The following is a 13,915-nucleotide window of genomic DNA, read 5'->3' as shown; positions in this document are numbered from 1 at the left end:
GCGATGGGCGCCGAGACCGAGGATGGACCACGGACCGCTCCTCCGGATGCGCTCCCGATCCGGGCCAAGATCCTGATCGTCGACGATGACCGGCGCAATCTCCTCGCCGCGTCGGAGATCCTCGCCGATCCGGCGGTCGACCTCGTCATGGCGGATTCTCCCGAGGAGGCCCTGCGCCGGACCCTGCGGGAGGAATTCGCCCTGATCCTGCTCGACGTGCAGATGCCGCGCATGGACGGCTACGAGGTCGCCACCCTGATCCGCAGCCGCTCGCGCACCTCCCGGGTTCCGATCCTCTTCCTCACGGCGCACAACAAGGAGGATATGCATATCTTCCGGGGCTATTCCGCCGGGGCGGTGGATTACGTCTTCAAGCCGATCCAGCCTCTCGTGCTGAAATCGAAGGTCGACGTCTTCGTCGATCTCTATCGCAAGACCGAGGAGATCAAGCGCAAGGCGGCGGCCGAGAAGCAGCTTCTGCTGGAGAACCTGCGCGTGCGCGGCGAGAAGCTGGAAGCCGAGCAGGCCCTGCGCCGGCGCGAGGAGCATCAGGCGGCCGTGCTGCGGGGGCTCCCGATCGCGCTCTACACCTCTCCGGTCGATTGCGAGGACCGGCGGCTGCACTTCACCAACGACAGCATCGAGCGCATCACCGGCTTCTCGCGCGGCGCCTTCGCGACCTCCGGGCTGTGGGAGTCCCGCCTCGATCCCGACGACAGCGAGGGCGTCCTGGAGAACCTGCGGAACCTGACGGAGGTGGGCGCGGTCGCCCTCGAATACCGCTGGCGCAACGCCGACGGCACGGAACGGCACATCCTCGACCAGATCGTGGTCAACCGGGCTGAGGACGGCACGGCCGCCGAACTCTTCGGGATGTGGTTCGACGTGACCGAGCGCAAGGAACTCGAGCTCAGCCTGCAGCACGCCTCGAAGCTGGAGGCGGTCGGCCGCCTGACGGGCGGCATCGCCCACGATTTCAACAACATGCTGAGCATCGTGATCGGCAATCTCGACCTCGCGCGAGGAGCGCTGGAGGGCAACGAGAAGGCCCTGCGCCGGATCGAGAGCGCCATCGAGGGGGCGCATCGCTGCGCCGAGCTGACCGGCCGTCTGCTCGCCTTCTCCCGGCGCTCTCCCCTCCAGCCCCGGGCCTTGGACTTCGCCAGCTTCATCCCCGGCCTGGTCAAGCTCCTCGTGCGGACGCTCGGCGAGCGGATCACGATCGCGGCCGAGCTCGACGGCGAACTTCCGGACATCTGCGTCGACCACGCGCAGTTCGAGGCGGCCCTCATCAACCTCGCGGTCAACGCACGGGACGCGATGCCGGAGGGCGGGACGCTCGGCATCCGCGTCCGGGGTCGCGACGCTCCCGCACCGGACGGCGCCGAGGGCGCGCGCTGGGTGGACATCACCGTCACCGACACCGGAACCGGGATGTCGCCGGCCGTCCTGGCCCGGGTGTTCGAGCCCTTCTTCACCACGAAGGAGGCCGGCAAGGGCACCGGTCTCGGCCTCAGCATGGTGTACGGCTTCGTGCAGCAGAGCGGCGGGACCATCACGGTCGACAGCAGTCCGGGCCAGGGCACGCGCTTCGTCGTCACGCTGCCCGCGCTCGCGAGGAAAAGCGTCCCGTCGGAGGCCGCCGGCCAACGCGCGCCCTTCGACGCGGCGGATGCCGTGAACGGTGAGGGCAAGGTCGTCCTCGTGGTCGAGGACGACGCCGACGTCCGCTCCACCATCATCTCCACGCTCGAAGCGCTCGCGTTCACGGTTCTCAGCGCGCCTGACGGCACCGAGGCACTCCGCATCCTCGAAAGCGAGCCGCGGATCGCCCTCGTCTTCAGCGACGTCAACATGCCCGGCACCATGTCGGGCATCGATCTCGGTCACGTCATCCGCCGGCAATGGCCGCAGATCCCGGTCCTGCTGACCTCCGGCTATCTGCAAGAACATCAGGACGCGAGCGGCTTCGATCTACTGTTCAAGCCTTATCGTGCTGACGAATTGATCGAGATCCTGAGGATGTCGCTGTGCGGCGACCATGCGACCTGATGTCGATCGGGTCATGGTGGGCGTCATCGAGCAGCCGGCGAATGTCCGCCCGAACGAGGGGCCGCGAACTTGGATAAGGGCCTCGCCGACGCCGCCTCTGCGGCCCGTTCCAGCCCCGCCTCCGCCATGCCGAGATCCGACAGCGCCGCCGGGGCGCCGAGCCGGTGCGCGAGGTCGCGAAGTCCCTGCCCCCGAGACGGCGTCGCGGGAGGACGGCCCGCGTGACCTGATGCCTCGAGCGGCAATGCGGCACCACGCCGTTCAGGAATGAACCGCGCCGCTCGGCGTGACGCGCACCCTGAGCCGGACGGCCGTCGAGATCGGTTGTGATGCGGCCCGCATCGTGATGCCGCTCACAACCAGCCCCCCTGACGCGACAGGCCACAGGCATGCCGATCGGCAGGGCTGAGCATTTCGTGTCCGGAAATGATTGCATGAGCGCGTCAGACGCCACGTCAGCGCGCGATCAGCGCGCTGAACTCTCGCAGAAGACCGCTGGTGTACTGCAGGATGGCATCTTTCCCAAGCAGCTCTTCTGCAAACGCCGTGCTAGCGGCGGCAATGTAATGGAAGCGATTATTTTCTTCTTTCTCCAATTGAATTATTCTCAATACATCATCGTCATTTTGTATCGGAATATAATGCGTCCATGGCTTTGCTTGATTAGACCAAAACAACACATGATTGGAATTGTATTTAAATAGAACCGATCTGCTACGCATGATAATTGCTGGTCGCGAGCAGGTAGCACCATTGCCGTCCATTGAAATGATGAATTTCGACGTATATGCCTCATCCCAGCCCATCACGCCGTGACCGAATCCATCCTGGATCAAGGCCTGTTCTGCCTCCGGTGTACATTGAACAATCGCCGGCAATCTAAAATCGACATCGCTTCGGCCCCGAAAATACTTCGCCGCGCGTATGCGCGGGACTGTCACATCCCGAATATCGGATAGGGTTATGAGGTGCTTTCCTGTGGTCGATCCGGCGAACGAGGCCTTGTTGGTCTTGTCCTCGTAAGGTGTGCCATCATACGCAATCTTCGTGAGGTAATCGGTGACGACGAACTCGAAATCCGGCAGCAGAATGTTCCTATCACCGAATTGCTTCTGGAAGCTGAAGACGGGATATGCCGTTCTTTCTCGGGCTTCATCATTGACGTCGACTGCAAAGGAGAGGTCGCCAGGATTGGGATAGATCGACAGCATGTCGCGAAATATGCTTTCAAACTGGCCGGCCCTGAGCGTAAACACCTCAGGAACAGGCTGCGATTTCGGTACGATGCGAACTGATCCCGCCGTAATTTCGTAAATGAATGTTGAGGGCGAGTGGCGATTCTCGAAATCCAACGCTTGTCGATAATTGTCGAATACAACTCCATAGCCACGCCAGGGCGCCAATTGCTCCTCCACGGCACTTTTGACAAATTCTCGGATGCGGATTTTACGTTGAAATTCTGGAGAACTTACAACAACATCAATCAAAGATCTTAGATCGGGACACTTCGATAGCGACGTTACAGTACCCTCGTTCTCCGGCTCGCGATTGAGCAAGGAACGAAATACGGCATAAATCTCTTCTCTGCTCATGCCTTCCCCTCCATCTATCATAACATATACAGTATGAATCACAAGATTATTTGAGGGCTTTAACTTGTTTCGATCGCCGTCAAGACGGGATCCTGTATTGATCGAATTACAAGGGCAGAACCTCGATACGTATTCACCATCCGAGCGTCTTGCGTGGGATGCCGTCCGAGGCCGCCATCATGCTGGCGAACGCCCGACATCGCAGACGCGGCGAAGCTATCTTTTTTGGGAAGTACTGCCACAGGCGCCTGCTGTTTTTCTCATTCGTGTCTTCATGCCAGGATGAATGCAGATTACAAAAGAAAACCTCTAGCGTCGCATCGCTTCGCAGTTGCACATACTGCATCGTCCCGGTCAGTGGTCCCAAGTCAGCGATTCCGTACATCTTCGGGCAAGACGGTGATAGAGCCAGGCGGGAAAATAAGCTACGCGCTCGGCGTGACGGCGGTGGGCCGAGGCGCAGGATGTGGCCCGTCCGCTCGACCGCGTCCAGCGCGGCGCCGCCGCCCTCCCGGCAGGGGCGGCCCGCCTCCCGGCGAGGGAGATCGCCCCGTTGTTACCCAGCCGTCACCGCGCCGGCCTCGCCTACTTGCCGGCCGAGGTGCTGTCGGTCGACACGGCGGAGTGGTATGCACGCGAATCCCGAGCTGCCGGGCTGGCCTTCGCGGGTCGTTCTCGATCGCTTTCCTCCCGGTCGCACCGAGGCACCCATGACCTTCGACACGGCGCATGCGCCGGCCGATACGAACCCGCGGCAAGCCACCTTAGCCCTCCTCGACGTACCGGCCACCGTCCCTGCCGACCGCGACTGGCGCGACGCCGGCGGGAAGATCTCGTTCAGGGGCGCACCGATCGTCGACTCGAAGACGGCCTCATCGCGAGCGGCACCATATTGACGTGACTCCGTCGACAGAGAGGCCCCTGGGCGGCCTCTGCGCCGCACGATCGCCCAGGGCGCGGGCAGAGCGGGCAGAGCCATCATGCGGCGTCCAGCCCTGGTCGGCGGCTCCGTCGGATCGTCCGCCGCCGCGCTGCGGCGTCGGACACGACCTGGATCGCGGTCCGGCCGCGGGCCGTCGACCGTGAGGCGCCTTCCACACCGGGCGCCGCGTTGCCGCCGGCGCTCACGAATTCTACTGTCCCGCCGCCGCAAAACCTGTATCAGGGCGCGCATGTGCGCGAGCGTGTTTCGCAGAACGAAGTGAGGTGTGCGGGCCGCGACCATCGGACAGAGAAGCAGGTGTCTAGTCAATGGCGAACATCATCAGTCGCATCAAAGCCAGAGGCCGCCCCTCGCGGCGCTCGTCCCGCGCATCCGTCGACGGGATCATCGGAACGAACGTGGTCGGCTGGGCCCTCGATACACGCGATCCCCGCAACAAGATCATGGTCGAGGCGTTCTCCTCGGCGGGCGAGAGCGCACAGACACTGGCGGATAGTTTCAGGAAGGACCTGCTCGACGCCGGCATCGGTGACGGCTATCACGGCTTCCAGATCAGCGTCGCAGGGTGGAGGGGCGACCTCTCGACCATCTCAGTCCGGCGGGCCGACACGGGGGAGATCCTCGGGCGTGCCCCCTTGCCGGTCCTGCGGCCCACGGCCCAGGACGATGCCGCCTCGTCGCGGTGGATCGGCTACGTCGACTACGTCGACGAGAGCGCGGTCGTCGGATGGGCGCTCGACCGCGAATTGCCCAACCTTCCGGTGGCGATCGAGGTGTGCACGGAAACCGGATTGCGGACGACCGGCCTCGCCGACATCTACCGGCAGGATGTCGAGCGCCTGGGCTACGGCAACGGCCGTCACGGCTTCCACATCGAGCTGCCGCGGCTGGGTCAGCGCAGCCGCATCACCGTGAACTTCGCGTCCTCCGGCGTTTCCCTCACCGAGCAGCCGATCGACGTGCATCCCGAGGCGGCCCTGCTGACCGGCAGGGTGCCGTCCGCCTTCCGGCGGGCGATGGAGAGGGCCGCGTTCGAGATCGACGCGCGGTCCAAGGAACTGAACGGATCACGGACCGGGGCATGAGACGCCCCGGCGACGCGCATCCGAGAGACCAGTCAGGCGAGCGATCTTCATGAAAGTCCGGCAAGGCTTAGCGGCCGACCTGCTTGTCGAGGTGGCCGATCGGGCGAGCGACCCTGAGGGCCTGATCACCAAATACGTGCAGTTCGAGAGCTTCCGGCTCCTGCGCGAGCGCCATCTTCACGACATGTCGGGCACCCTACAGGACCGGCTCAAGGTCCTGATGTGGTATCTCGTCGACTACGTGGCGCATCGCAGCGCCAAGTTCGAGATGCCCCTCTCGGCCGAGCAGATCCGGTTTCTCAACAGCCCGATGCCGATCGCCGGCGTGTCGCCGGCCGTGACCGTCGCCCTCTACAACTTCGTGGCGCGCGAACTGCCGACCCATATCCGCCTCGATCAGACCGAGATCCTCAAGGAGGCGCTGTACTGGTGGTGCACGCAGAAGGCTCCGATCTCAAAGCTCGACCGGTTCCTCATCACGGACGAGCAGACTGCGCTGCTGCGCCTCGAAGAGAAGTGGCAAGGCCAGGACTACGCTTTCAACTATTTCATGGCGCGCAGCTTCGAGAACGATAAGGACATGCTCGGCCTCGACGGCGGCCGCACGGCCGACCGGGCAGCCTATTTCTATTACCTGCTCCTGAGGAGCTACACGCAGCCGCATATTCTGCGCCTCCTGCCGCAGGATGCCGTCCGCCGGGTGATGCGGCTGGACCAGGGCGGCGCCTCGACCTTCGATCGCGTGCTCGCGCAGCTCGCGCTGCCGCCCGGATCGGGAGCTTCGGACGGCAAAGCCTTGCGCGAGCGCGGCGAGGCGCTGCTGCGCCAAGCCGAGATCGCGCCGCGGCACGGCCCGGATCGCAATGCGCCGTCGCGCGGCTGCGGCGAGTACCTGATTCAGCGTCGCGACCTCTCGGGACCGCGCGAGGCCGGCCTGGCGCTGATCGGCCCGCTGCATCAGACCTCGGGTCTGGGCCAGGCGACCCGGCTGTCCTACGAGATCCTCGGCACGTGCGAGGCGGTGAAGCCGACCGCCCTCCCCTTCGGTCTCGACAACCCGGCGCCCATCGGCTTCGCCTCCGACCTCGCGATGGTCCCGTTCGACCGGCCTCGCGAGATCACCCTCATCCATCTCAATGCCGAATCGATTCCCCTCGTCTTCGCCTTCGAGCAGGGCGAGATCCTGTCTGACGGCTACAACATCGGCTACTTCTTCTGGGAGCTCGACAAGCTGCCGAAGTGCCAGCAGCTCGGGCTCGAACTGGTCGACGAGATCTGGGTCTCGTCCGAGTACAATCGCGAGATCTACGCCCGAAACACCTCGAAGCCGGTGATCAATGTCGGGATGGCGGTGGAGGCCCTCCCCGACGTGGTGCCGGCTTCCCTGGCGAATTACGGGATCCTGGAAGGCGGGACGGTGTTCCTGACCACGTTCGATTCGTTCTCATTCATCGAGCGCAAGAACCCGATCGCCACCATCGAGGCGTTCCTCGCCGCGTTCCCGGACCGCAGCGAGAACGCCACGTTGATCGTCAAGACGCAGAACAGGACCCGGGTGCCCGATCCCTACCAGGTCGAGCTCTGGAAGCGGATCGATCAGCTGATCAAGCAGGATCCGCGGATCATCCTGATGAACGAGACGCTCCGCTACGGCGATCTCCTCGCCCTCAAGAAGGCCTGCGATTGCTACGTCTCCCTGCACCGCTCGGAGGGCTGGGGCTTCGGCATGATCGAGGCGATGCAGCTGGGCTGCCCGGTCATCGCCACCGCCTACGGCGGCAACATGGACTTCTGCACTCCCGAGACGGCCTATCTCATCGACTACGACCTCGTGGGCGTACGCACCGAGGAGTACATCTTCGTCGAGCGCGGCAGCCAATGGGCGGATCCGAACGTCACCCAGGCGGCGGCCGCCATGCGCCGGGTCGCGTCCGACAAGGCCGCGGCGCGGGCCAAGGGAGAGCAGGCGGCCCGGTTCGTCACGACGCATTTCAGCGTCCCGGCCATCGCCCGGCGCTACGGCCGGCGCCTGGAGGAGATTCGCGCCCAGCGGGCCGGGTCGGCCACCCTGAAGCGCGCTGTCTAGAGCATCGCCCGATCGCGCCGCGATCGGGCGATGCTCGGGGTCTTCGATCTCGGTGCCTCGTCTGCGACGGACCGGTATCCGCCTCGTCCGACGTCGCTCCAAGGCCGCGCGGATCGGGCCGGGTCCTCTCTCCGGGTCCACCAGGAGAAACGACGGCGGTGCGCGGTCGCGTTGGACCATGTCGGCCTCACCCCGACGAGGACATGGCCATCGACCCGGCCTTGTTCCGGCCGGCCGGGTTCGCGGTGCTTCCCGGCAATCCCGAGAAGGCCAAGCACCTCCCGGCTCGAGCACCGAGATCCCGCTCGGGACGATGATTCGGGAGATGGTCGACGGGATCTGGCACGCCTGCGCGTCGCCGTGTGCCCCCGGATGCTCGGTCGGCGCCTCGCCTCGGACGAGACGGCGGCGCCGGGCGAGTCCAAGGATCCGGGTCGAGTGCCCGTACTCGGTGTCTGTGATTGAACCGGCCTGCGATCGAACGTGCCGTCGCCGCCGATGCGCACGGCCGCAGGCGGGCCTCGCGATTGGCTACGCGGTGAAGAGCTCGGGCCGGCGCAGCTGCAGGGCCTGGATCAGGATCAGGGTCTTCATGTCGCGCAAGCCGCCTGTCGCGGCGAGCCGGGCGAGGGTGTCGAGGCCGATCTCCTCGACGGTCAGCCGCTCGCCCTCGGTCGCGAGGCCGCCGCCTTCGGCGATCCTGTCGCCCTGGCCGTAAGGCGCCAGGTAGAGCCAGATCCGCTCCGAGGAGACGCTCGGCATCGCATACGCCTCGACCACCAGTTCGAGCGCGGAGAGACGCACACCGGCTTCCTCCAGCGCCTCCTCGATCGCGGTGGCCTCCGGCGTCTTCCGGTCGAGACCTCCCGCAGGCACCTCGGCAATCGGCTCGGTCTCGCCCCAGTACAGCACGCCGACGCGGTCCTGGCGCACCAGGAGCGCACAGCGGCGCTCGGGATCGTAGGGCAGCACGCCCGCCGCGGCACCGTGATGCTCGAAGGCGCGGTCGATCGTGTCGCCATGCCGGGTCCGGATCGTCGCGATCGCGAAGGTGTTCCAGCCTTCGTGCAGAACGCGCAGGCGAAAATCGTCGTTGTCGGTCATGCGCTCCCTCTGCACGCTGGCGTGATGCACGGCAAGCGGCACAAGGCAAGTGGCGCATGGGAGGGGACGCATGGGAGGTGACGCATGGCGGGTCACGCCGGCCGGACGGTGATCGCCGCGCTGGGGATGTCCGGAGCGGCGAGCCGCAAGCCTTCGTCCGGCGCCTCGACCCGCACGACGTCGATCGCGTGCTCGAATGCCAGGATCACGCGGCCGGCCCGGGCGGGCCAGCGCGCGAGGTCCTGGCAAACCGCGATTCGCGCCCCTCGATCGCCGTTTAATACCGTCAATTGTCTGACGAAATCAACTTCGACGAAGCAAAAAACTCTCATTCTGACAATTCAGCATGGATCGATCGCCATCTGCTCAATTATAAGACTGAGAGCGTCGGTCATGCCCATGGTATATTTTATCGGCGCCGGCATTGCGACGATCCATCGGACCGGCGCGGAGCGCGTAGACGAAGGAACGAACCTGCTCCTCGATCATCGAGGCTTGCGACCGCATCGCCTTCGCCACGGTGAGCATCGTGCCTGCATGCTTCTCCGTCTCGCTGGCTCCCGAGCGCACCTCCAAGATATTCACGGCGAGCTTCTCGGTCCCGTCGGCCGCCACCTGCACGCTGCGGGCGATGTCGCCGGTCGCGGCGTTCTGCTGCTCGACGGCCGAGGCGACCGCCGTCGTCGCCGCCAGGATGTCCTGCATCATGGCGACGAGTTGTTCGTTGGCCTCGAGCACGCCGCGCGCGGTGGCCTGGATCTCGCCGACGCGCGCGACGATCTCGTCGCTGGCGCATGCCGTCTGGCCCGCGAGCACCTTCACCTCCGACGCGACGACCGCGAAGCCCTTGCCCGCCTCCCCGGCGCGGGCCGACTCGATGGTGGCGTTCAGGGCCAGGAGGTTCGTCTGCGTGGCGATCGCCTGGATCGACCCGATCACGGCCGAGATGCGCTCGCCCAGATCGGCCATCGCCTGGGCCTGGCGCGCAGAGATCGTCGCGGTCTCGCTCCCCTGCCGAACGATCTCGGTCACGCCCTGCACCTGGCGGGTGATCTCCTGGATCGAGTTCGAGAGCTGGTTCGTCGAGGCCGCCACCATCGTGACGTGCTCGGAGGTCTGCCCCGAGATTGCTGTCGCGGCATCGGCCTCCTGGGACGTCTGGGTCGAGATTGACGTCAGGGCCTCGGCGGTGCGCTGCATCGCGGCCGTATTGCCCGCAACGGTGGACACGACGTCGCCCATCGCAGCCTGGAACGCGGCGAGACTGGATTCGAGGTCGTGGCTGCGTTTGGCCTTCTCGCGCTCGGACACCGTGGCTTCCTGCTCCAGGCGCTCACGCTCGATCGCGTGATCGCGGAACACGAGCACCGCCCGGGCCATGGCACCGATCTCGTCGCGTCGCGCGACAGAGGGGATCTGCTGCTGGAGGTCGCCGTCCGCGAGCCGGCGCATGATGCGCGCCAGATCGCTGATCTTCCCGGCGATCGAGCGCCCGATCACGACGGCAAGGAGGGTGATCAGCCCCGCCGCGACGGCAACGCCCTTGAGGAGGCCGAAGAGCGCATCCCGGACCTGAGCCGCGGTGTCGTCGGCGTAGACGCCCGAGCCGATGATCCAGCCCCAGGGCTCGAAGCCTTTGACGTAAGAAATCTTGTCGACCGGATCGTCCTGACCGGGCTTGGGCCACTGGTAAGCGACGAACCCGGCATGGGACTTGCGCACGATCTCGACCATCTCGACGAACAAGGCCTTGCCGGTCGGGTCCTTGGAGGTTGTGAGGTCTGTGCCGTCGAGCATCTGGCGGGTCGGATGCATGATCATGCGCGGATGCATATCGTTGACCCAAAAATACTCGCTGTTATTGTAGCGCATGGACTTCAGAGCTGCCATTGCCAAAGCCTGCGCCTCCTCATGCGAGGCCTTGCCGGTGCGTTCCTGCTCGGCAAAGCCGGACACGAGGCTATGCGCCGCCTCGACCAGTTGACGCGTCTTCGCCATGCGCGCGTCGACGACAGCATCACGAAGGGCGAAACCGGCAAGCACCAGAATGGCGGCGATGCCGACGACGGCCGCGGCCGTGAGGGCGTGCAGCTGGGCTCTGATCGCGACAGACAATCGTTCCTCCTGGACGCTGTTTTTTTCGAGCGTGCGCCTCGAAGGCCGCCACGCTCAAGATCATCCGTCACTTAATGGAAAATAGTTTACAGAATTCAATCAATACAAGTTAGGGCGATTTCGGCTGTGTGGCCGTGATTAAACAGATTGGACTAGTTCTTATGATATGTCGTCACGCGCTCTTTGCAGGCGCAAACTGCGCCGTCACGACGGGATAGCACACAACTTCAAAACGTCCGAGGTCGCGCACGGTATCTACTTACGCAAGGGACTCACATAGGACATCCGAAAATTCGAGGTGAAATCACGATCAGGAAATTTATGCATTCCATTCCGAAACTTACCTGACCCAGAGGCGTCGAGACATTGTTTTATCCGTCTCTTGTGAAAAGATCTGTCATCAAACTGTGATTTCCCGCCTTTTCGAACGGAACGCCCGTCATCTTCTAAACGGTAGGCCTATTCCAAGATCCGATCCTTGATCGCGTGACATTCTCAGCTGGCACGCGAACCGCCGTCGAGAATGGAATCCCGATCGTCGATCGGGGCTCTGTCCATTACGGGTTTTCTGTTCAGGGGAGGTTCGCGATCAGGTGGGGGTTAGTCAAGGCGGGCGATGCCCGGAGCCGAGCGGGTTACGCCGGTCGGCCGGAGCAGCGTTACGCCGAGCTGCCGCAGCCGGGCCCCGTGCACCCGCAGGACGGACAGGAGGCCACCACCGCGACGCTCCCCCACCGGAATGCATCAAAGGCGGCCAGGACACCCGGTCAGCGGGACATCAGCACCGGGACCGTCATCGAGGCCAGGATCGTCCGGCTGGTCCCGCCGAGGATCGCCTCGCGCAGGCGCGAATGGCCGTAAGCGCCCATCACCAGGAGGTCGGCGCCGCGATCGGCGACGTGCGAGAGCAGGGCCTCGCCCACCGGCAGACCGCCCGGGATGACGTCGAACACCGCCTCGATCCCGTGCCGGGCGAGGTGGCGGATCGCCCGCCAGCGCGTCGCCTCCGGCACCGGCTCGTCGGTCACGCTGACGAGCTCGACGCGGGCGGTGCGGCGCAGGAGCGGCAGCGCGTCGCTCAGGGCCCGCGCCGCCGGCGCGCTCCCGTCCCAGGCCACGACCGCGCCGGTGAGCCGGGGCGGCGCCTCCTGGATATAGGGGACGACCAGGACCGGGCGCGCGCCCTCGTACAGCAGGGCCTCCAGATAGGCGTCGGCCGGCTTGGGCGCTGTATCGTCGGCCTGCTCGATCACCACGATGTCGCTCAGATGAACGAAGCCGGCGAGGCGATGCGGCGCGAGCGGCGCCGAGGTGCAGATCGCGCTCGTCTCGCAGGACAATCCCGCCTCCCGGGCCGCGGCGGCGACGGCCTCGACCGCCGCGTCGGCCTGCTCGCGGGCGTCCTGCCCGGCGGCCACGACCAGGTCGTAGCGGATTTCCGCCTGCGCGAAGGTTTCGAACGGCACGAGCGGCAGGACGCTCACGGCAGAGACGCAGGCGTCGCATTGCGCCGCGAGCCTGATTCCGTACGGCGCCGCGCGCCGGCCCACCCCGTCGACGACGATCGTCAGATCCTTGATCACGGCTGCTCTCCCGCTGATGAGATCCGTCGAGAATCCGCCGGGTCGGAAGGCGCCACCTTGATCCAGCGCAAGCCGGACCTCCGGGCCTTGAGGCGGATCAAGGCACCGGCCGGTCGGGTGCGTTAGCGAGCCCTCGCAGGGACGGCTCTCGCCGAGGGTTCGCCCTGAGCAGGTTTCGCCAGAGCGGTTGCCGGTCTTGCGACGACAACCTGCGACACAACAAGAACCTGAGCGGACGGCGCGATGGCCCGCCAACGCAAGTCCGCTTGGCCCCGAAGGCGAAGGCATGTCGACGCGCCTGCACACGGACACGGCCGACCTCTCCCGGATCCGGCGGCAGGATCCGCCGGAGCCCGCGCGCCCGGCCGAGCCCAGGGGCTCGGCCCCGCGCCACACGGCCCCCGGCCTCCTCGCCTTCATCTGGCGCGAGAGCGCGCTCGCGCAGGTCGGGCTGGCGCTCCTGGCCGTCGCGGTGTTCCTGGCGGGCCTCGCCCCGATCGAGCTCCAGCGGCGGGCCGTCGGCCTCGCCGTGCGCGGCGCCGATCCGCACCCGCTCCTCGGGCTCGCCCTGCTCTACGTGCTGACGGCGGCCAGCCTCGGCGGGCTCAAGCTCGCGCTCAACCTCGGCCGCGGCTTCGTCGGCGAGCGCGCCGTCCGGCGCCTGCGCGCCGCCATCATGGCGGATGTCCATGCCGCCTCCGGCCCGGACCGGGGGGTCGAGATCGCGATGGTGCTGGACGAGGCCGAGCCGGTCGGCAGCTTCGTCGGAATCTGCCTGTCGGAGCCGTTGCTGCAGGCGGGCGTGCTCGTCTCCACCCTCACCTACCTGGCGCTCCTCCACCCGCTGATGGCCCTGGTGACGCTCGCGGTGTTCTCGCCCCAGATCGTCTTCGTGCCGCTGATGCAGCGGGCGATCAACCGGCGCGTCGCCGCCCGGGTCGGCCTCCTGCGGCGGATCAGCGGCGGGCTGGTGGAGCGGCCCGCAGCGCTGCCGGGACCGACGCCCGCGGAGCTGGACCGCCTGGACGGGGTCTTCCGCCTCAACATGGGCATCTTCGGCTTCAAGTTCTCGATGAACTTCCTGATGAACCTGTCCTATCACCTCGGCATCGCGGGCATCCTGGCGGTCGGCGGCTATGCGGTCGCGGCGGGCGAGGCGGAGCTCGGCACGGTGGTCGCCTTCGTGTCGGGGCTCGCCCACATGAACGACCCCTGGGGCGATCTGGTGAGCTGGTTCCGGGACGTGAGCGTGACCCGCACGAAATACGGCCTGATCGCCCGGGCGACGGGCGGCGCGCCGGCGTTGGCGGGGTGATCTGGATCAAGGGGTGCCGGTTCGAGCCCCGCTAAGGACG

Annotated in this window: 10 protein-coding genes; 5 read left to right on the top strand and 5 right to left on the bottom strand. The window is 65.9% G+C overall.

The features are described 5' to 3' along the window. The first annotated feature begins 3 nt into the window (after positions 1-3). Positions 4-2,052 carry a response regulator gene (locus tag DA075_RS34255; RefSeq protein ID WP_099957509.1) on the top strand — a complete coding sequence of 683 codons (2,049 nt, stop codon included), beginning with the start codon at positions 4-6 and terminating at the stop codon, positions 2,050-2,052. Positions 2,053-2,507: 455 nt separating this feature from the next. Here DA075_RS34255 and DA075_RS34250 read toward each other — a convergent pair whose 3' ends face one another. Further along, entirely contained in the window at positions 2,508-3,644 is a 1,137-nt protein-coding gene (locus tag DA075_RS34250) for a glycosyl transferase family 90 (RefSeq protein WP_164712598.1), read from the bottom strand. 710 nt (positions 3,645-4,354) lie between these two features. On the opposite strand from DA075_RS34250, the gene DA075_RS34245 reads away from it, so the two are divergent. The 3 genes from DA075_RS34245 (at position 4,355) to DA075_RS34235 (ending at position 7,758) form a co-directional block, all read left to right on the top strand. Further along, a complete protein-coding gene (locus DA075_RS34245) occupies positions 4,355-4,540 on the top strand; it encodes a hypothetical protein (protein ID WP_099957507.1) in 186 nt (61 codons plus the stop codon). A 445-nt stretch (positions 4,541-4,985) separates the two neighbouring features. Further along, entirely contained in the window at positions 4,986-5,672 is a 687-nt protein-coding gene (locus tag DA075_RS34240; protein WP_099957506.1) for a hypothetical protein, read from the top strand. A 49-nt stretch (positions 5,673-5,721) separates the two neighbouring features. After that, a complete protein-coding gene (locus tag DA075_RS34235; protein WP_099957505.1) occupies positions 5,722-7,758 on the top strand; it encodes a glycosyltransferase family 4 protein in 2,037 nt (678 codons plus the stop codon). 531 nt (positions 7,759-8,289) lie between these two features. On the opposite strand, the gene DA075_RS34230 is transcribed toward DA075_RS34235, so the two are convergent. From DA075_RS34230 to DA075_RS38330, 4 genes are all read right to left on the bottom strand, one after another. Then, positions 8,290-8,862 (bottom strand): NUDIX domain-containing protein, encoded by a 573-nt coding sequence (locus tag DA075_RS34230; protein ID WP_099957504.1) that lies wholly within the window; start codon positions 8,860-8,862, stop codon positions 8,290-8,292. Between the two features lie 92 nt (positions 8,863-8,954). Further along, positions 8,955-9,194: a hypothetical protein gene (locus DA075_RS36220; RefSeq protein WP_123834571.1), complete on the bottom strand. Its 240-nt coding sequence runs from the start codon at positions 9,192-9,194 to the stop codon at positions 8,955-8,957. A gap of 34 nt (positions 9,195-9,228) precedes the next feature. After that, positions 9,229-10,977 carry a cache domain-containing protein gene (locus DA075_RS34225; RefSeq protein ID WP_099957503.1) on the bottom strand — a complete coding sequence of 583 codons (1,749 nt, stop codon included), beginning with the start codon at positions 10,975-10,977 and terminating at the stop codon, positions 9,229-9,231. Positions 10,978-11,744: 767 nt separating this feature from the next. Next, positions 11,745-12,560 carry a universal stress protein gene (locus DA075_RS38330; protein ID WP_099957502.1) on the bottom strand — a complete coding sequence of 272 codons (816 nt, stop codon included), beginning with the start codon at positions 12,558-12,560 and terminating at the stop codon, positions 11,745-11,747. A 286-nt stretch (positions 12,561-12,846) separates the two neighbouring features. On the opposite strand from DA075_RS38330, the gene DA075_RS34215 reads away from it, so the two are divergent. Further along, complete coding sequence (locus tag DA075_RS34215) at positions 12,847-13,875, top strand: ABC transporter ATP-binding protein (RefSeq protein WP_099957501.1); 1,029 nt, start codon at positions 12,847-12,849, stop codon at positions 13,873-13,875. Positions 13,876-13,915 lie beyond the last annotated feature (40 nt).

The sequence above is a fragment of the Methylobacterium currus genome (assembly GCF_003058325.1).
Taxonomy (GTDB): domain Bacteria; phylum Pseudomonadota; class Alphaproteobacteria; order Rhizobiales; family Beijerinckiaceae; genus Methylobacterium; species Methylobacterium currus.
The sequence above is the reverse complement of the archived record's forward strand: the minus strand, read 5'-3'. Positions and strand labels throughout refer to the sequence as shown.